Source organism: Amycolatopsis sp. 2-15, assembly GCF_030285625.1.
In the GTDB taxonomy this organism is placed as follows: domain Bacteria; phylum Actinomycetota; class Actinomycetes; order Mycobacteriales; family Pseudonocardiaceae; genus Amycolatopsis; species Amycolatopsis carbonis.
On record NZ_CP127294.1, the window covers coordinates 1,540,425 to 1,558,703 of the forward strand.

Annotated in this window: 18 protein-coding genes; 3 read left to right on the plus strand and 15 right to left on the minus strand. The window is 70.3% G+C overall.

All coding sequences use genetic code 11. The features are described 5' to 3' along the window. Positions 1–70 precede the first annotated feature (70 nt). Positions 71–1,300, minus strand: coding sequence for an amino acid deaminase/aldolase (locus tag QRX50_RS07660; protein WP_434533247.1), 1,230 nt, complete (start codon positions 1,298–1,300; stop codon positions 71–73). A 61-nt stretch (positions 1,301–1,361) separates the two neighbouring features. Here QRX50_RS07660 and QRX50_RS07665 point away from each other — a divergent pair, with 61 nt between their 5' ends. Continuing rightward, positions 1,362–2,666 carry a D-arabinono-1,4-lactone oxidase gene (locus QRX50_RS07665; RefSeq protein WP_285971260.1) on the plus strand — a complete coding sequence of 435 codons (1,305 nt, stop codon included), beginning with the start codon at positions 1,362–1,364 and terminating at the stop codon, positions 2,664–2,666. On the opposite strand, the gene QRX50_RS07670 is transcribed toward QRX50_RS07665, so the two are convergent. The 3 genes from QRX50_RS07670 to QRX50_RS07680 are packed head-to-tail and all read right to left on the minus strand — an operon-like array spanning position 2,663 to position 5,011. Further along, positions 2,663–3,622 carry a ribose-phosphate diphosphokinase gene (locus tag QRX50_RS07670; RefSeq protein ID WP_285971261.1) on the minus strand — a complete coding sequence of 320 codons (960 nt, stop codon included), beginning with the start codon at positions 3,620–3,622 and terminating at the stop codon, positions 2,663–2,665. The two genes, QRX50_RS07665 and QRX50_RS07670, sit on opposite strands and share 4 nt — an antisense overlap. Before the next feature lie 43 nt (positions 3,623–3,665). Continuing rightward, positions 3,666–4,316, minus strand: coding sequence for an NAD(P)H-binding protein (locus QRX50_RS07675; protein ID WP_285971262.1), 651 nt, complete (start codon positions 4,314–4,316; stop codon positions 3,666–3,668). Positions 4,317–4,357: 41 nt separating this feature from the next. Next, the gene (locus QRX50_RS07680) at positions 4,358–5,011 is read right to left on the minus strand and encodes a hypothetical protein (protein WP_285971263.1); all 654 of its coding nucleotides are present in this window, start codon (positions 5,009–5,011) and stop codon (positions 4,358–4,360) included. A 444-nt stretch (positions 5,012–5,455) separates the two neighbouring features. Here QRX50_RS07680 and QRX50_RS07685 point away from each other — a divergent pair, with 444 nt between their 5' ends. Beyond that, the gene (locus QRX50_RS07685) at positions 5,456–6,313 is read left to right on the plus strand and encodes an HpcH/HpaI aldolase/citrate lyase family protein (protein ID WP_285971264.1); all 858 of its coding nucleotides are present in this window, start codon (positions 5,456–5,458) and stop codon (positions 6,311–6,313) included. Positions 6,314–6,341: 28 nt separating this feature from the next. Here the strand turns inward: QRX50_RS07685 and QRX50_RS07690 are convergent, their stop codons facing one another. The 8 genes from QRX50_RS07690 to QRX50_RS07725 are packed head-to-tail and all read right to left on the minus strand — an operon-like array spanning position 6,342 to position 14,681. After that, positions 6,342–7,721 (minus strand): amidase, encoded by a 1,380-nt coding sequence (locus QRX50_RS07690; RefSeq protein WP_285971265.1) that lies wholly within the window; start codon positions 7,719–7,721, stop codon positions 6,342–6,344. A 13-nt stretch (positions 7,722–7,734) separates the two neighbouring features. After that, positions 7,735–8,493 (minus strand): SDR family NAD(P)-dependent oxidoreductase, encoded by a 759-nt coding sequence (locus QRX50_RS07695; protein WP_285971266.1) that lies wholly within the window; start codon positions 8,491–8,493, stop codon positions 7,735–7,737. Then, positions 8,490–9,914, minus strand: a complete 1,425-nt coding sequence (locus QRX50_RS07700) for an aldehyde dehydrogenase family protein (protein WP_285971267.1) — start codon at positions 9,912–9,914, stop codon at positions 8,490–8,492. Before QRX50_RS07700 ends, QRX50_RS07695 begins: the two co-directional genes overlap by 4 nt. Then, positions 9,907–10,692 (minus strand): ABC transporter ATP-binding protein, encoded by a 786-nt coding sequence (locus QRX50_RS07705; protein ID WP_285971268.1) that lies wholly within the window; start codon positions 10,690–10,692, stop codon positions 9,907–9,909. The genes QRX50_RS07700 and QRX50_RS07705 overlap by 8 nt, the downstream gene beginning before the upstream one ends. Next, complete coding sequence (locus tag QRX50_RS07710; RefSeq protein ID WP_285971269.1) at positions 10,689–11,423, minus strand: ATP-binding cassette domain-containing protein; 735 nt, start codon at positions 11,421–11,423, stop codon at positions 10,689–10,691. Before QRX50_RS07710 ends, QRX50_RS07705 begins: the two co-directional genes overlap by 4 nt. Next, the gene (locus QRX50_RS07715; RefSeq protein ID WP_285971270.1) at positions 11,420–12,250 is read right to left on the minus strand and encodes an ABC transporter permease; all 831 of its coding nucleotides are present in this window, start codon (positions 12,248–12,250) and stop codon (positions 11,420–11,422) included. Before QRX50_RS07715 ends, QRX50_RS07710 begins: the two co-directional genes overlap by 4 nt. Continuing rightward, positions 12,250–13,194, minus strand: coding sequence for an ABC transporter permease (locus tag QRX50_RS07720; protein WP_285971271.1), 945 nt, complete (start codon positions 13,192–13,194; stop codon positions 12,250–12,252). The genes QRX50_RS07715 and QRX50_RS07720 overlap by 1 nt, the downstream gene beginning before the upstream one ends. Beyond that, entirely contained in the window at positions 13,191–14,681 is a 1,491-nt protein-coding gene (locus tag QRX50_RS07725) for an ABC transporter substrate-binding protein (protein ID WP_285971272.1), read from the minus strand. The genes QRX50_RS07720 and QRX50_RS07725 overlap by 4 nt, the downstream gene beginning before the upstream one ends. Before the next feature lie 98 nt (positions 14,682–14,779). Here QRX50_RS07725 and QRX50_RS07730 point away from each other — a divergent pair, with 98 nt between their 5' ends. Then, positions 14,780–15,520 carry a FadR/GntR family transcriptional regulator gene (locus tag QRX50_RS07730; protein WP_285971273.1) on the plus strand — a complete coding sequence of 247 codons (741 nt, stop codon included), beginning with the start codon at positions 14,780–14,782 and terminating at the stop codon, positions 15,518–15,520. Positions 15,521–15,597: 77 nt separating this feature from the next. Here QRX50_RS07730 and QRX50_RS07735 read toward each other — a convergent pair whose 3' ends face one another. The 3 genes from QRX50_RS07735 to QRX50_RS07745 all read right to left on the minus strand — a co-directional run bounded on the left by QRX50_RS07735 (position 15,598) and on the right by QRX50_RS07745 (position 18,222). Then, a complete protein-coding gene (locus QRX50_RS07735; protein ID WP_285971274.1) occupies positions 15,598–16,194 on the minus strand; it encodes a class F sortase in 597 nt (198 codons plus the stop codon). Further along, entirely contained in the window at positions 16,194–16,943 is a 750-nt protein-coding gene (locus QRX50_RS07740) for a hypothetical protein (RefSeq protein WP_285971275.1), read from the minus strand. The genes QRX50_RS07735 and QRX50_RS07740 overlap by 1 nt, the downstream gene beginning before the upstream one ends. Positions 16,944–17,190: 247 nt before the next feature. Beyond that, on the minus strand, positions 17,191–18,222 hold the full coding sequence (locus QRX50_RS07745; RefSeq protein WP_285971276.1) for a trans-sulfuration enzyme family protein: 1,032 nt from the start codon (positions 18,220–18,222) through the stop codon (positions 17,191–17,193). Between the last annotated feature and the right edge of the window lie 57 nt (positions 18,223–18,279).

An 18,279-nucleotide genomic window follows, 5' to 3' on the forward strand; every position in this document is an offset into this window, starting at 1 on the left:
ATTGTCCACAACTCGTGTCCGCTGTGGACAACTCGGCCGTTGCGGCCTCCCGGTCCCCCCGCGACTGACGTCAGCCGAAGTTCTTGTGTTCCCCGCGGTAAGTCGGGACGGTGCGGTCCAGTTGGTCGCCGCGCAGGAGGTGGTAGGCGTCGAAGCGTTCGGCGAGTTCGCCGGCCTTGGCGTGGCGGAGCCAGACGCGGTCGCCGAGGCGCAGGGTGCGGGCGGCGGGGCCCGTGACCGGGGTTTGGACCTCGCCGGCGCCTTCGAAGCCGAGGAGTTTCAGGCCGGCCGGGAGGTGGGGCGAGGGGACGCGCGAGGCGCCCGCGGGGCCCGAGGCGATGTAGCCGCCGGCGAACAGGGTGGCGACGTCGCGGGCCGGGCGGCGGACGACGGGCAGCGCGAAGAGCGCGGCGGGGCGTGGGTGGAAGCGGGAGTAGCCGTCGAACAACGTCGGCGCGACGAGGCCTGAGCCGGCGGCGATTTCGGTGACCGCGGGTTCCGCGCCGGTCGTTTCGATGCTGCCGGTGCCGCCGCCGTTGACGAACTCGAGGTCGGCGATGTCGCGCACGGCGCGGACGACGGCACCGCGGCGGCGCGAGATTTCGGCAGCCGAGCGGCGCTGCATCCAGCCGATCACGGAGTTGGACACGCCACTGCCGGCCGCGTCGCCGAGGCCGGCGATCTGGCCTTCGTACGCCATCAGTCCTTTGAGCACGAAGCCTGGCCGCGCGGCGATTTCGCGGGCGAAGGACACGGCTTGTTTCACGGTGAACACCGGCGAACGCCGCGTGCCGACGTGGACGCCGGGCAGCGGGCGCCACGACGCGTCGAGCTCCAGGCACACGCGGATGTCCGGGTGGCCGTGGCCGAGGGCGGCGTCGACGAGGTCGAGGTGCTCCGTTGAGTCGACCATGATCGTGATGGCCGCGCGCGCTTCGTCCGACGCGGCGAGGCGGCGCAGCGCCTCGTGGTCGGCCGTGGGGTAGGCCACGACGATGTCGCGCGTCGTGCCCTGCTCCACGTGCCACCCGGCCTCGGCGAGCGAGTAGCACATCAGGCCCTCGAAGCCGTCGCGCGCGAGGACGCGTTCCAGCAGGTAGCGGCACCGGACCGATTTGCTGACCACCCGGATCGGCTTGCCGGCGGCACGACGCAGGAGATCGTCGGCGTTCGCGTCGAACGCATCGAGGTCGACGATCGCGAAGGGCGGATCGAGGTCCTTCGTCGCGAGGTCGTAGCCGTTCGGAGAGGTGGTCACGGACTTACGGTACGACAACAACGCTTGAAACGCGAATCTCATTCACTTACTGTTCCACCAACTACCTTCAACGACACTCAGCTCAGCGACGACAAGGTGCGCGATGACTCCGTGGAGCAACTGGGCCGGCACCGCCAAGGCCTCCCCGCAACGGGTGCACCGGCCCCGCAGCACGGCGGAGGTCGCCGATGTCGTGAGCGGCATCGCCGGCTCCGGCCGCCGCGTGCGGCCGTGGGGCAGCGGCCACTCCTTCACGGCCATCGCCGTCGCCGAGAGCGACGCGCTCGACCTCACGCGCTGGACCGGCATCGAGACGGCCGACCTCGAAACGCACCGCGTGACCGTGCGCGCCGGAACCACGATCAAGCAGCTCAACGCCGAGCTCGACGGCCTCGGCCTGGCCATGACGAACCTCGGCGACATCGACGCACAGACCATCGCCGGCGCGATTTCCACCGGCACCCACGGCACCGGCGCGCGCTTCGGCGGCATCTCGGCGCAGATCGTCGGGCTGCAGCTCGTGCTCGCCGACGGCTCCGTCGTCACCTGCTCCGCCGACGAGCGCCCGGACCTGTTCAACGCCGCCCGCGTCGGGCTCGGGGCCCTCGGCGTGATCACCACCGTCACCCTGCAGTGTGAACCCTCGTTCGTGTTAACCGCGCAGGAACGGCCCGAGCCGCTGGAGCAGGTGCTCGAAGGCTTCGACGAGTTCGCCGCCGCGTGCGACCACTTCGAGTTCTACTGGTTCCCCTACGGCAAAAACGCCCTGGTCAAGCGCAACAACCGGCAGCCGCTCGGCACCGAGCGCAGGCCGCTGTCGAAGGTGCGCCAGTTCGTGGACTACGAGCTCACGGAGAACGTCGCGTTCGGCGGCATCTGCCGGCTCGGCCGCGCCGTGCCGAAGCTCGTGCAGCCGCTCGGCGGGTTCGCCGCGCAAGTGTTGTCGGCGCGCGAGTACAGCGACCTCTCGCACCGCGTGTTCGTGACGCACCGCGGCGTGCGGTTCGTCGAGTCCGAATACGCGGTTCCACGTGAATCACTGCTCGACGTGCTCGCCGAGCTGCGCGCGCTCGTGCCGCGGCTCGAGAACCCGGTGATGTTCCCCGTCGAGGTGCGCGTGGCCGCGGCCGACGACATCTGGCTGTCCACGGCGAACGGCCGCGACTCGGCCTACATCGCCATCCACCAGTTCGTCGGCATGCCCTACCGCGAATACTTCGCGGGCTTCGAGGCGATCGTCGCCCAGGTCGGCGGCCGCCCGCACTGGGGCAAGATGCACGACCTCGACGCCCACACCCTGCGCACGCGCTACCCGCACTTCGACGATTTTCTGCGCGTGCGCAAGGAGTGTGACCCGGCCGGCACGTTCACCAACACGTACCTGGACCGGGTGCTCGGGCCGGCCTAGATCGGCTCGAACAGCGAGCTGACCGACTCGCCGTTGTGGATCCGCCGCATCGCCTCGGCCATCGCCGGCGCGATCGACAGGATCTTCAGCTTCTCGCTGCGCTCCTCCACCGCGACGGGCACGGTGTTGGTGCAGACGATCTCCAGCACGTCCTCCTGGCTGCCGATCCGGTCGATCGCCTTGTCCGCGAACAACCCGTGGGTACAGGCGACGCGGATCGTGCGCGGCTTCAGCTCCCGCAGGCGGTCGAGCAGCTCCAGCACGGTGCTGCCGCGCGCGATCTCGTCGTCGAGCACGATCACGTCGCGGCCGGCGATGTCGCCGATCACCGACGTGATCTCCACGCGGTCGTCGGCGTAGCGCTGCTTCGTGCCCGACGCGACGCGCGCGCCGAGCAGCCGCGCGAAGTGCGCGGCCTCCTTCGCGTTGCCGAGATCGGGCGAGACGACGGTGGCGTTGGACAGGTCGTACTGCCGGAAGTGCCGCGCCAGCTCGTGCAGCGCGTGCAGGTGGTCGACGGGCACCGAGAAGAAGCCGTGGACCTGCGGCGAGTGCAGCGTCATGGCGAGCACGCGGTCGGCGCCGGCGGTGACCATGAGGTCGGCCACGAGCCGGCCGCCGATGGAGATGCGCGGCGCGTCCTTCTTGTCCGAGCGCGCGTACGCGTAGTGCGGCATCACCACGGAGATGCGGGCCGCCGACGCGCCGCGCGCCGCGTCGAGCATCAGCAGCAGCTCCACCAGGTGCTCCTGCACCGGCTTCACCAGCGGCTGGATGATGTAGACGTCGCGTTCGCGGCAGTTGGCCTGCAGCTGCACCTGGAGGCAGTCGTTGGCGAAGCGTTCGAACTGCACCGGGAGCAGCGGAACCCCGAGGTGGGTGCAGATCTCCGCCGCCAGTTCGGGATGAGCGCTACCACTGAAAACCGCGATGTCCCGCAAGGAAGGATTCCCCATCTCTGTGGTCCGGTGGGTACGGATCCAATCCTAGAGGTGCAGGTCAGAGCGCCGAGATCGCGTCCGCGATCGAGTCCTCACCGGAGATCAGCTCAAGGGTGCGACGCGCGGTGGCCGGCGCGTCGAGCAGGGCGACGACCACGGCGGCGACGTCCTCCCGCGGCACGGCGGCGCGGCCGGTCTTGGGGGCGATCTTGACGTTGCCGCTGCCGGAGTCGTTGGTCAGCTCGCCGGGGCGCAGGATCGTCCAGTCGAGGTCGCGGGCCTTCAGATCTTCCTCCGCCGCCGCCTTCGCGTGCAGGTAGGCGCGGAAAACGGGCTCGAGGCCCGGCGCGTCGGGAGTGTCGGCGCCCATGGAGCCGATCTGGATGAATCGCCGGACGCCCGCGCTCTGGGCCGCCTCGGCGAACAGCGCCGCGGCCCCACGGTCGACAGTGTCCTTGCGCGCCGCGCCACTGCCCGGTCCGGCGCCCGCGGCGAACACCGCCGCGTCGGCCCCACGGAGTACCTCGGCGACCGCGTCCACATCGGACTGCTCCAGGTCGAGCACCACGGTCTCGGCGCCGGCCGCGAGCAGGTCGCCTTCGTGATCGGGGTTGCGCACGATCCCGACGGGCTGATCACCCCGCTCGGACAGCAGCTTCTCGAGACGAAGGGCGATCTGACCGTGTCCACCGGCAATGACGACTCGCATGTCCGCGAGGGTAGCCGGATCGGGACGGACGCGCCGGGCGGTCAGTCGACGTCGGCGGGGACTTCGGCGGTGCGCAGCAGCAGGTCGTAGGCCATCTCGTTGACCCAGCGCGACACAGGGTCCTCGGCGAGGAGGATGCGCTCGGTGCGGCCCTCGAGGTCGAGGTCGACCTGGGCGTGGGGGTCGGCGGTGGCGATGGCGAGCCCATACGCACGAGCGCGCGGCAGGCAGTTCGCCACGTAGTCTTCCGTCAGTACGGCAGGCGATGGGAGAACCATCGCGGCCTCGCCGTAACGTGCGAACGGAACCGCGGAGGCCATCGCGGTCCGCCAGTGCCGTGCGACCGCGAGGACGCCGATGATCTCGGCGGCCGGCGCGGGTGCGGTCGCGGCCAGCTCTGGCCAGGTCCAGGTGTCGACGGTGGCGCGATCGGCGACGGGACCGACACCCATCGCGATCCGCTCCGCGTGCACGTCGGTGCGAAGCCGGGCGACGATGCTGACCTTGCGGCCGAGCAGGGTCGCCTCGGGCAGCACAACGCCGTTCCAGCCCAGCAGGGCCGCGGCCTTGCGCGCCAGTTCGTCGACGCTCGCGGGGAGCTCGATCGGCGGCACCACCCGGCTCGGCATCGACCGGCTGCGCTTCGCGCCGCCGGCGACCGTCGAGCGCTCGGTGTTCTGAGGTGTAGCCGCCACGAGTCCGCCTCCTTCAACAACCTGTACCCCTGTGTGCCTTGTGAAACGGGCACATGACTTGAGTACCAGTGCGGCGGCACGGGGTCTTCACGTTGCGCGAGTGGCTGCGATCGGCGGCGCTCAGCGGTCGGTGACCGGTCGGTAGGCGGTCGGCGGACTTCGGCCCGACGGTGCCGCCAAGCGAGTGAGCCGGAGATGAGTGGCGTTACGGACCGCCTACGAACGGCTACCCGTGGACCGGAACTCAGCCGCGGCAAAGAGTCCAGCGGGTTACGCCGTTCGGCGCAACCAAGCTGTGTTCCACTGTGGACGTCGCAGCTGGGGAGGGGGTCACCCGGTTGGCGGTGACCTTCGCCGCAGCGGTGTCACCCGGGCCCGGATTAGGGTTTGTCGACCGTCGAATCCCGTCGAGTCCCGTCGAGTTCTGTCGCGTGAGGAGCGAGCATGACGCAGATCCGGCCCCGCCGATCGGTGCTCTACATGCCGGGCGCCAACGAACGCGCGCTCGAGAAGGCCAAGAACCTGCCGGCCGACGCGCTCGTCCTCGACCTCGAGGACGCCGTCGCGCCGGACGCCAAGGAAGCCGCGCGCGAGCGGGTGTGCGCCGCGCTGGGGAACTACGGGACGCGCGAGGTGGCCATCCGCGTCAACGGCCTCGACACCGAATGGCACGACGCCGACCTGCGCGCCGCCGCGTCCGCCGGCCCCGCCGCCGTGGTCGTGCCGAAGGTGAACTCGGCGAGCGAGGTGCACAACATCGAGCGCGCCCTGGAGCTCGGGGGCGCACCCGAGAAGACGAAGATCTGGGCGATGCTGGAGACGCCCGTCGCGATCTTGAACGCTGCGGAGATCGCCGCCGCATCGTCGCGGCTCACCGTGCTCGTGATGGGCACGAACGACCTGGCGAAGGAACTGCACGCCGCCTTCGTCCCGGGTCGCGCGCCGCTGCTGACCGCGTTGTCGACCGCCGTCCTCGCCGCCCGCGCCACGGGCAAGGTCATCCTCGACGGCGTCTACAACGATGTGAAGGACACCGCCGGTTTCGAGGCCGAATGCCGCCAGGGCTGCGCCTTCGGCTTCGACGGCAAGACCCTGATTCACCCGTCGCAGCTGGAGCCGTGCAACCGGATCTTCGCCCCCTCCCCCGCGGAGGTCGACCACGCGCGCCGCGTGATCGCGGCCTTCGACGAGGCCCGCGCGGCCGGCCGGGGCGTGGTGACGGTGGACGGGCGGATGATCGAGAACCTGCACGTGGAGGAAGCGCAGCGGGTGCTGGCGTTGGCGGAGGCGGTCGGCGCCTGAGTCTCAGACGCCGACGGCCTCGGCGACCTCAGAACGGCCAGGCCCGCTGCTCCGGGCGCAACCGTTCGTACGCCGTCGCGGCGCGAAGTACCGCTGCGTCCGCGAAGCGCGGGCCCGCGATCTGCAGGCCGATCGGGATGCCGTCCGTCGTGTAGCCGCAGTTGAGGGCGACCGCGGGCTGGCCGGACATGTTGTAGGGCACGGTGAACGGGATGTGCTCGAACGGCCGGGCCGGGTCGTTGGTCGGGGACGCGTGGTCGAACGGCGGGGCCGGGACGGCGCACACCGGGGACAGGACGACGTCGTACGGCGCGGTGGCCCGCAAGGCGGCGACGCTGATGCGGTCGATGCAGGCGAAGCCGCGGTAGGTGTCCACTCCGGACGTGGTCGCCGCTCCGGCGGCCCATTCCGAGATGTAGGGCAGGACGCGGGCGCGGCGGTCCTCCGGGATGGCGAGCAGGTCCGACCACGCGCGGACGCGCCAGAACACGTCCAAGCCGTCGAGCAATTCCCGGGTCAGGAACGGCTGAAGCGGCTCCACGATCGCGCCCGCCGACTCGAACGCGCGGGCGGCGGCGGTGACCGCGGCGGTGATCTCCGGGTCGACGGGCAGGCCGACGCCGGGGTCGAGGTGGAGGCCGACGCGGAGGCCGTCGAGGGCAGGCTCCACCGCGGACCAGTCCACCGCCTCGGGCGGGAGGCTGAGGTGGTCGCGGGTGTCGGGGGCGGACAGGACGCTCATCAGCAGCGCGGTGTCGGCGACGGTCCTGGTCAGCGGGCCCGCGGCGCGGCCGAGGAACGGCGGGTCCACCGGCACGCGGCCGAAGCTCGGTTTCAGGCCGACAAGGCCGCACCAGCCGGCGGGCAGGCGGATGGAGCCGCCGATGTCGGTGCCGACGTGGAGGGGGCCGTAGCCCGACGCGGCGGCCGCGGCGGCGCCGGCGCTGGAGCCGCCGGGGGTGCGCGAGAGGTCCCACGGGTTGCGGGTGGCGGTGTGGAAGCTGGAGAGGCCGGAGGTGAGCATGCCGTAGTCGGGCATGGTCGTTTTGGCCAGCAGCACGGCGCCGGACTCGCGGACGCGCGCGGCGGCGGGGGCGTCGGCGGCGGCCGGGGTGAGGGCGGTGGCGGCGGTGCCGAGCGGGACGGGCGTGCCGCGGGTGGCGATGTTTTCCTTCAGCGTCAAGGGAACGCCGTCGATCGGGCCCAGCGGCTCGCCGGCGTGCCAACGGGCTTCGGACTGCTTCGCGGCAGAGCGCGCTGAAGCCGCGTCGTGCGCGTACAGGGCGTGCAGCTGCGGCTCGCGCGCCTCGATGCGGGCGAGGACGGCCTCGGTCGCCTCGACGGGCGAGACCGTGCCCGCCCGGTAGCCCGCGACCAGGTCCACCGCGGTCAGATCGGCCAGCTCCATCGTTACCTCCGATTCACGAAGCGGGTGGTTCGAAACGTCCGTCGACGGCGGTCCAGCCCCCGTCGACGGCGAGCACGGAGCCCGTGACGAACGTCGAAGCGTCCGAAGCGAGGTACACCACGGCGCCGGCCAGCTCGTCGGCGCGCGCCCAGCGGCCGAGGGCGCCCTTGGTGGCGTAGGCGTCGTACCAGCCGGGATTCTGCTTGATCTGCGCGGTGAGCGGGGTTTCGACGACGCCCGGCGCGATGGCGTTCACGCGGACGCCCGAAGGCCCGAACTCCGCGGCAGCGGTGCGGAAGAGCTGCACCAGGCCGGCTTTTGTCGCGGCGTACGGCCCTTGACCCGGCTCGACGGTCGTGCCGCGGATCGAGGAGAACCCGATGATGCTGCCGCGCCCACGCGTGACCATCGGCCCGCCGAACGCGCGCACCACCTCGAACGCTACGCCGAGGTTCAGCTCGACGACGCGGTTGAACTCGTCGCGGGTGTAGTCGAGGAGGCGCTTGCGGACGTTGACGCCGGCGGTCAGGACGACGACGTCGAGCTCACCCAGGTCCGCGGCCGCCTTCTCGACGGCGCCGGGTTGGAGGAGGTCGATCTCGTACGCCTCGGCCACACCCGTCTCGCGCGCGGCGGCGATGTCGCGGTCGGCGCAGATCACGTGGGCACCGTGCGCGGCCAGCGCCCGCGCGGCTTCGCGGCCGATGCCGCTGCCACCACCCAGGACGACGGCGCGGCGGCCGTCGAGGCGGAAGAGGTTTTCGTAGGTCACGGGCGCAGCACCGCCATCCTCGTCACGGTCAGTTCTTCCACAGCGAAGCGGGGGCCCTCGCGGCCGATGCCGGAGTCCTTGACGCCGCCGTAGGGCATGGTGTCGGAGCGGAAGCCGGGGACTTCGTTCACGACGACGCCGCCGACGTCGAGCTCGTCGAGAGCGCGGAAGGCGGTGTTCAGGGACCGGCTGTAGACGCTGGCGTGGAGCCCGTAGCGAGAGGCGTTGACGGCCGCGAAGGCAGCGTCCACATCGGACACCGTGCGGAGGCAGACGACGGGGCCGAAGATTTCCTCGTCCCAGCATTCGACGCCGTCGGGGACGTCGGCCAACACCGTCGGTTCCAGGGCGCCGTCACGCAGAGAGCCGCCGGCCAGCACGCGCGCGCCGGCGGCGGTCGCTTTGTCGACCCACTCGACGACGCGGTCGGTGGAGCGGGAATCGATCAGTTTGGACACGCGGGTGGTCTCCGAGCGCGGATCGCCGACGACGACTTCAGCAAGGCGAGCCAGCACGCGAGCGGTGAATTCCGCGGCCACCGAAGAAACGACCAGAACCCGCTGCACCGAGATGCACGCTTGGCCGGAGGCGTAGAACCCGCCACGCAACACGGCGTCTGCGGCGGCTTCGAGGTCGGCGTCTTCAGCGACAACCAGAGCCGCGTTCGAGCCCAGCTCCAGCAAGGTCTTGGTCGGGGCGGCGTCGCGGGCGATCTGGTGGCCGACGGCGGCCGAGCCGGTGAACGACACCGCGCCGATACGGCGGTCGGTGACCAGCGCGGAACCGACCGAGGCGTCGCCGGTGACCAGTTGCACCATGGCCGGAATGGGCGCCGAGGAACGGACGAGGTGAACCAGCCACAGCGTGGCCAAGGGCGTCTGCGGCGCAGGCTTCACCACCACGGGACAGCCGGCCGCGATGGCCGGCGCGATTTTGTGCGACGCCAGCAGCACCGGGTAGTTGAACCCGGCGATCCCGACGACAACGCCGATCGGTTTGCGTTTCCAGAAGCCGACGAGGCCGTCGCCCGAAGGCAACAGGTCCAGGGGCACGGTTTCGCCGTGCAGGCGCGAAACCTCCTCGGCCGCGGCTTCCCACGTGACGATCGTGCGCGCGACCTCCACCCGGCAGTCGACCAGCGGTTTTCCGGTTTCCCAGACCAGCAACGCTTCGAACTCGGCGCTCTGTGAGCGCAACGCGGCGGCCACGTCGTTCAGCAACTGCCGCCGCGTCCGCGAAGGAAGGGCCGCGACCTCGCGCGCGACAGCCACGGCCTCGTCGATCGCACGTGTCGCCAGGACGGGAGTGCCGACCGGGGCCGAACCGATCACACTGCCGTCGTAGGGGAAAATCACGTCCGAAGTGTCCGAAGTAGACACCCAGCCGGAACCGATCGGCAATCCCTCGGGGTAGTCAGGCATCTTTCGCGCTCCCTCCACTCGGCCCTCCAATCAGCCGGGCCAGCTCGGCGCGCAGGTTGGGCGCGGCCGCCAGCAGTTCCCGGGTGTACTCGTGCTGAGGCGTTTCGTAGACCTCCTCGACGGCGCCGATCTCCACGATCTCCCCGCGCCGCATCACGGCGACGCGGTCGCACACGTGCCGCACCACGCCGAGGTCGTGGGAGACGAAAACGAGCGTCAACGAGAACTCCGCCACCAGGCGCGCCAGCAGGTCGAGGATCTGGGCGCGCACGGAGACGTCGAGGGCGCTCACCGGCTCGTCGGCCAGCAGCACGCTCGGGTTCGGCGCCAGCGCGCGGGCGATGGAGATGCGCTGGCGCTGGCCGCCGGAGAACTGGTGCGGGTAGCGCGAAGCGGCGTCGGCGGGCAGGCCGACGGCTTCCAGCAACGAGGCCACCCGCTCCGGCGAACGGCGGCCCAACGGCTCGGAAATGATGTCGCGCACGCGCATCCGCGGGTCGAGCGAACCCATCGGGTCCTGGAAGACGATCTGCATCGACGAGCGCAGGAACCCCAGCTTCCGCTCCGGCAGGTTGTCGATCCGCCGGCCGTCGAAGGAAACCGTGCCCGACGTCGGCCGGTCCAGCGCGGCGAGCAGCCGGACCAAAGTCGACTTCCCGGACCCCGACTCGCCGACGATGCCGAACCGCTGACCAGCCTCGACGTCGAAGCTCACGCCACGCAACGCCTGAACATCCCGGCGCTGGTAGACGCGCGTCAGATCTCGGACCTCGATCATCGGGAAGCCTCCAGGTCAGAAGCCGCCAACAGCGCCTTCGTGTACTCGTGCTGCGGCGTGGTCAACACGTCCTTCGTCGACCCGCGCTCCACGATCTCCCCGTCCAGCATCACCAGCACCCGCTCGCACACCGACGCCACCACCGCCAGATCGTGCGTGATGAACAGCAACGCGGCTTCCGCTGACAAGGAACCCTTGATCAACGACAGGATCTGCGCCTGCACCGTCACGTCGAGCGCCGTCGTCGGCTCGTCGCAGATCAGCAGCGACGGCTCGTTGGCCAGCGCCATCGCCAGCACCACCCGCTGCCGCTGCCCGCCCGAAAGCTGATGCGGATACGCCCGCGCGGTGCCCGGCAGCCCGACCGCCGCCAGCAGCTCCTCCGCCGGACGCCCGCGCCGCCCGTGCACGCGAAACGGCTCGGTCACCTGCCGGCCCACGCGCATCGCCGGGTTCAGCGCCGTCATCGGCTCCTGGAACACCATCGACAACCCGTTGCCGCGCAACCGCGACAGCTCGCGTTCGGACGCGCCCAGCAGCTCGCGATCGGTCAACCGCACCGAACCCGTCGCGCTCAGCTCGTCCGGCAGCAGCCCCATGATCGACAATGCCGTGAGCGACTTCCCCGACCCCGACTCGCCGATCAGCCCGACGCGTTCACCCGCGCCGATGGAGAACGACACGTCGCGCACCAGGTCGGCGACCCGCAGGCCTTCCACTGTGAGAGTCATGCGCGCGCCGCCAATCGCGGGTCGAGCCGGTCGCGCAAGCCGTCGCCCAGCAGGTTGAAGCCGAGCACCGCCACCGCGATCGCAACGCCCGGCACCAGCGCGAGCCGTGGATGAATGGTCAGCAGCTCCTGCGACTCCTGCAGCATCCGGCCCCACGACGGTGTCGGCGGCCGCGTGCCGAAGCCGAGGAACGACAGCGCCGCCTCGGCCAGCACGGCGATCGCGAACGACACCGAGGACTGCACGATCAGCAGGCCCGAGATGTTCGGCAGCACGTGGCGCACGGCGATGTTCCCGCGCGAGCGTCCGGCCGCGCGCGCCGCGAGCACGAACTCGCTGCTGCCCACCTGCAAGGTCCCCGACCGCGCGATTCGCGCGAACGACGGGATGGTCGCGATGCCGATGGCGACCATCGCCGTGAGTGTGTCGGCGCCGAACACCGCGCCGAACATGATCGCCAGCAGCAGCGCGGGAAACGCCAGCACCAGGTCGTTCACGCGCATCACGAACTCGCCCAGCCACCGCGGCGCCAGCCCCGCCAGCACACCCAGCGGTGTGCCGATCACCGCGGCGATGCCGACGGCGACCACACCGACGTACAACGTGGTGCGCGCGCCGACCATGATCTGGCTGAACACGTCGCGGCCGAACTTGTCGGTGCCGAACAGGTGCTGGGCGGAAAAGCCCAGCAGCTTGTCCGGCGCGTTGACCTGCACCGGGTCATACGGCGTCCACACGAACGACACCAGCGCGGCCAGCACGACGAGCGCCACCAGCACCGCGCCGAGCACGAGGCTGCGGTTTCGCACCGGGGTGAGCGTGGTCATCACGAACCCCGCAATCTCGGGTCGAGCACCGTGTAGAGCACGTCCACGACGAAGTTCACCAGCAGCACCCCCGCCACGAGAACCAGCACGATCCCCTGCACCGTCAGCAAATCGCGCGAAGACACGGCGTCGAGCAGCATGCTGCCCAGACCCGGCAGCACGAACACGCGCTCCACCACGACCGCGCCGATCAGCAGCGTCGCGAGCTGCAGGCCGAGCACGGTGACCACGGGGACGGACGCGTTGCGCAACCCGTGGCGCCGCAACGCCTGCGCCGGCAACAGGCCCTTCGACCGCGCCGTGCGCAAATAATCTTGTCCGAGCGTGTCGAGCACGGCCGAGCGGACGTAGCGCGTGAGCACCGCGCCCTGCACCAATCCCAGCGACAACGCCGGCAGGATCAGCCCGCGCACGAACTGGCCCGCGTCCTGGTCCGGCGGCGTCCACCCGCCGCTGGGCAGCCAGCGCAGCTGCACCGCGAAGATCTGCACCAGGATGATCCCGGCGAGGAACGCGGGGATCGCCACGCCGATCTGCGACAGCCCGGAAACCGTGGCGCCACTGGGCTTGCGGTGCCGCACGGCCGCGAACATCCCCACCGGCACCGCGATCACGAGCGCCACCACCATGCCGGCGCCGACCAGCCACAACGTCACGCCGAGCCGGTCGAGCAGCTGCGGCCCGATGGCTTCGCGCGTGACGTACGAGCGGCCGAAGTCGCCGTGCAGCACGCCGCCGATCCAGCTGAAGTACTGCGTGACCAGCGAGCGGTCGATGCCGAACTCCGCGCGCGTCTTCGCCAGCAGCTCCGGCGTCGCGTTGACGCCGAGCGCGACCTGCGCCGGGTCGCCCGGCAGCACGGCCATGAACAGGAACACCACGATCGACGCGACAAAAAGACTGACCACGAGGATCGCGACTCGCCGAAGCACCTTCACGGTCATGCCGGCCTCAATCCCGTGAGGTCGAACGACTCGCTGACCTGGTTCTTCGCGAACCCTGTGACCTTGTTCTTCGCCACGATCACGTTGGGGTACAGAAACAACCAGTCGGCCGCGGCATCGGTGTTGAGCCGGCGCGCGACCTGCTTCATGTCGGCGACCTGCTGCTGCGGCGTGCCGCCGTCGGCCTCGGCCAGCAACTGCTGCACCCGCTGGCTGTCGTAACCCCAGTAGTACGTGGGTTTCCCGAACGTCGTGATGTCGCGGGCCTCCACGTGCTGGATGATCGACAGGTCGTAGTCGTGGTCGGTGAACACCTGCTTGAGCCACACCGCGGGGAAGTCGAGCGGCTCGATCGTGGTCCGCACGCCGACGTCGGCCAGCTGCGACTGCACCACCTGCGCGGCCGACACGGCGTAGGGCAAGTTCGGGATCCGCAGCCGCAGGTTGAGGTTCTTCACGCCGGCTTGCGCGAGCAGTTGCTTCGCCTTCGCCGGGTCGTACGGGTAGACGCCGGACAGGTCCTCGTACCACGGGTCCGTGGGCGGGACCATGCTGCCGATCAGGGTGCCGCGGCCGTTGAACACGAGGTCCAGCACGGCTTTCCGGTCGATCGCGTAGGTCAGGGCCTGGCGTACGCGCGGGTCGTTGAGCGGCGCGCGCTTGTTGTTGAACGCGAGCGTGACCTCGCTGTTGGTGGTGCCCTGCAGCACAGTGAAGCGGTCGTCGCCCTGGAACTGCGGGATCGAGTCGGCCGAGGTGAGCGAGGAGATCACGTCTATGCCGTTGCTGAGCAGGGCGTTGTTGAGCGCGGTCGGGTCGGCGATGTACTTGAGCACCACCGTGGAGTATGCGGGTTTTCGGCCCCAGTACGCCGGGTTCTCCTTCAGCACGATGGAATCCCCGCGCCGGCGCGACGCGACCTCGTACGGCCCGGTGCCCACCGGTTTGTTCGCCAGGTCGGCCACGCCGGTCGGGCTGAACATCGCGCCGAGGCGGCTGGTGAGGCTGAACAGCCAGCCGTTGCTGGGTTTCGACAGCACCACCCGCGCGTGGTCGGGCGAGACGACGTCCACGTGGTCGACCACGTCCATGGCCGACTTGATCGAGATCGTCCAGTCGGTTTTCACGCGCAGCAGCGAGAACTTCACGTCCGACGCGGTGAAGGGCGCGCCGTTGCTGAACTTCACGCCGGGCTGCAGCTGGAAGTCGTAGGTCTTGCGGTCGGGGCTCACGGTCCACGACTTGGCGAGCAACGGCACGATCCGGCCCTGCGCGTCGAGCTTCACCAGGCCTTCGTAGACGTTGTACAGCAAGGCCTGCGGGATCGCGGCGCCGTCGGCGTGGGTGAAGTCGAAGTTCGCGGGCTCGGCCGTGAAGCCCACCGACAGCGTGTCGGGACCGCTCGACACGCTCGCGCTGGAGCCGGCCGAGCAGGCCGACGCCGCGAGCAGCACCGCCAGCGCCGCGAGGTGGAGCCGGGCTCTCATTCAGCCTCCTGTGACGGGCCCTCGGCCGCTACACTGAGCAAGTACACTGGTCAGACCAGTAGCCTGAGGTTCGCACCACACGACGCCGAGGTCAAGGGATGAAGTTCGAGCCGGTGGCCCCGATCCGCGCCTACGAGCGGATCGTGGAGCAGATCGAGGAGGCCGTGGTCAGCGGCCGCCTCAAACCCGGTGAGCGCCTGCCCGGCGAACGCGAGCTCATGACCCAGTTCGGCGTCGGCCGCTCGACGGTGCGGGAAGCGTTGCGCGTGCTGCAGGCGGCCGAGCTGATCCGGTCGCGGCCCGGTGACCCGCGCGGCCCCGAGGTGCTGGCCGCGTCACCGGCGGCGTTGCACCGCTCGATGCACCGGCTCGCCCGCGCCGAGCACGTCGGGCTGGCGGAACTGCTGCAGTTCCGGATGGTGCTCGACGGCTCGGCCCACCTGCTGGCCGCGCAGCTGCGCACGGACGCCGATCTGTCCGCTTTGGACACCGCACTCGCGGCCATGCGCACCGGCGCCGAGGACGGGTTCGCGCAGTTCAGCCACGCCGACGTCGCGTTCCACGAGACGATCGCCCGCGCGTCCCGCAACCCGCTGCTGGTGGTGAGCGCCGAGGTCGTGCGCGGCGTGGCGCTGGAACTGATCGAGGACAAGCTCTCGCATTCCCACGACCGGACCGCGCTGATGCAGTCGTGGTTGGCTCATCACGCCGAGGTGCTCGAAGCAGTGCGCGCGGCCGACGGCGAACTGGCGGCGCGGCTGGCGCGGCGAGCGCTGTATGACAATTACGCGGAGTACGTGCCGGAGGAGCAGCGGGCGCTGCTCACGCCGTTGCTCTGAGTTGCTCTGAACCTGCCCGGAAACGACCGCAGCCCGGCCGCCTGTGGCGCCGGGCTGCGTGATCGTGTTGGGGAACCTCAGGAGACGAGGTTCGCGTACACGACGATGTTGTCCTTGTAGCTGTGCTCGGCGTGGTCGAACACGCCACCGCACGTGATCAGCCGCAGCTGCGGCTTGTCGGTGTTGCCGAAGACCGCCTGGGTGGGGAAGGTGTCCTTGGGGACTTCGTCCTTGTGGTCCACCACGAACTTCAGCTTCTTGCCGTCGCTGCGCTCGATGTCGACCTCGTCGCCGGGGTTGACGTCCTTGAGCTTGTAGAAGATGCCCGGCTGGTGGTTGCCGTCGACGTGCCCCAGCACGATCGCCGGGCCGACCTCACCCGGTACGGGCGAGAGGCGGTACCACGCGGCCTGCATCGGCGTCTTCACCGACGGCACCGAGATCTGCCCCTCCTTGTTGGGCAGCACGGTGATCAGCGACGACTTCGCGCCGATCTTCGGGATCTCCACCGACGTCGGCCGAAGCCCGGTGAACGGCTTGGTCACCGGCACCGAGGTACTTGCCGGGGCGGGCTTCGCGGCTTTCGCTGGGGCGTCCGAACCGCAACCGCTCAGCGTCAGGGAAAGGAGCAGGGCGCCTGCGATCGCGACGCCCTGCCCGTACTTCTTCGCCATCAAGCGGCCATGCCGCCGAAGCCGGTCTCGACGCCGCCCTTGGGCGCGTACTTGACCTGCGAGGTGCCGTCACCGTTGGTCGTGCCCGCGGAACCGGCGCCCGCGCCACCGGCCGGCGGCACCGGCTGGTTGCCGGTCTCGTCGCCACCGCAGGTCCAGGTCGCGGTCACGTTGCCGGCGTCGAACGACACGCCGTCGTGGCGCTGCACGAGCCAGCCCCAGTAGCGGCCGTCGGTCTCGTCCTGGTGCGGGCCTTCGAGCAGGTCGAAGTCGCTCGAGGACACGTTGGTCGGCTCGCCCGCGGCGCACGCGATCACGAACAGGCCCTGGCCACCGTCGAAGTCGACCCCGTAGGCGGTGTCGTCCTCGTACGGCGGCTCCTCCGGCGTGGAGGTCTCTTCGGAGCCCGACGTGGTCGGGGTCGACGAGTCGCTCGGCTCACCGGTGTTGCCCGGGTTGCCCGGGTTGCCAGGGTCGCCCGGCTGGCTGGTGTCCGTCGGCTGCCCGCTGGACGTCGGCGGGGTGTCCGAAGAGGACGGTGCCTCCGACGACGACGGGGCGTCCGAGGACGGCGTGTCCGACGCGGGCGCGTCGGTGACCGGAGTGTCCGAAGTGGGCGGAGTGGCAACCTCGGACGTGGCCGGCGTGGTGCCGTTGTCCTCCTGCGCGAGTGCGGAGGGCGTGACGGCGAGGCTGATCAGGGCGCCTGCGAGCACAGCGCCCGCGAGTCTGCCCAGGGTCTTCTTCACGTGTTGTTCTCCCTGGAAGAAAGCGCGGTGACCCCCACCGCGTCCGCTGATCCTGCCGGAGAAACGGCGTGAACACGAAACGTTTTCGACGGTGATTAAAAGCACCGTAAACCGAGGTAACGAACCCGCGAGTGCCGGCGATGAAGTGGGCCAACGCCGGGCCGTACACACGAAAGCCGGCGGAACCGTGGCTTTACTGTAACAGTTTCCGGCCCGCCGGCGAATCCCCGTGAATTGTTGGCCGAATTCAGCCCAGCGCGGTGACGAGGTCGCGCCAGAGGTCTTCCGGGTCCTCCAGGCCGACGCTGAAGCGCAGCAACCCGGCGGGCACGCGCTCCTCGCCCGGCAGCCACGCGCGCCGCTCCACCAGGCTTTCCACGCCGCCGAGGCTCGTCGCCGCGCGGATCAGCCGAACGGCGGAACACACCTGGTCGGCGGCTTCGGCCGTGGCCAGTTCGAACGACACCATCATCCCGAAACCGGGGTACCGCACCTTCGTGACGGCCGGGTGTTCCGCCAAGCGGGAAGCCAGCAGCGCCGCCGTTTTCGTCTGCTCCGCGAGCCGCACCGGCATCGTGCGCAGGCCACGCAACGCGAGCCACGCTTCGAGCGCGCCGGGCGTCGAGCCGATCCGCGTACGCGCGCCGCGCAGCTCGGCCGCGATGGTCTCGTCGGCCGCGACGGTGATGCCCAGCAACAGGTCGCTGTGCCCGCCGATGAGCTTCGTCGCGCTGTGCACCACGATGTCCGCGCCCAGCTTCAGCGGCTGCTGGTGCAACGGCGTCGCGAAGGTGTTGTCCACGACGACGCAGCCGCGAGTGCCGCGCGCGATGGTCTCGATCTCCATCACTTCGAGCGTCGGGTTCGTCGGCGACTCGAGCCACAGCAGGTCGGCGTCGCAGTCGACCCACGCCTGCGTGTCGGTGGGTTCGAGCTCGGTGACGGTGATGCGGCCCATTTTCTCCGCGTGGTGCATCGCACCGCGCGTCACCGCGTAGCTGAACGTCGGGACCGCCACGGACGAGCCGACCGGCAGCGTGTCGAGCACGGCCGACAGGGTCGCGACGCCGGAGCCGAAGCTGGTGGCGTGGCCGCCTTCCAGCGCGCCGACCGCTTCTTCGAGCGCGTGCCAGGTCTCCGTGCCGTCGGAGCGCGCGTAGACGGAGTCACCACCGGCTTCGAACGTGCTCGTGGCCACGATCGGGGTGTTCAGGGGCTCGCCGGGGCCGTGCGGCCGCCCGGCCGCGATCGCGATCGTGCGCGGTGTCCAGTCGTCCATAAAGAACACCGTAACTTCGCAACCGCGGCCAGGCAGCCGTGATGTGGCGGTCGGCTC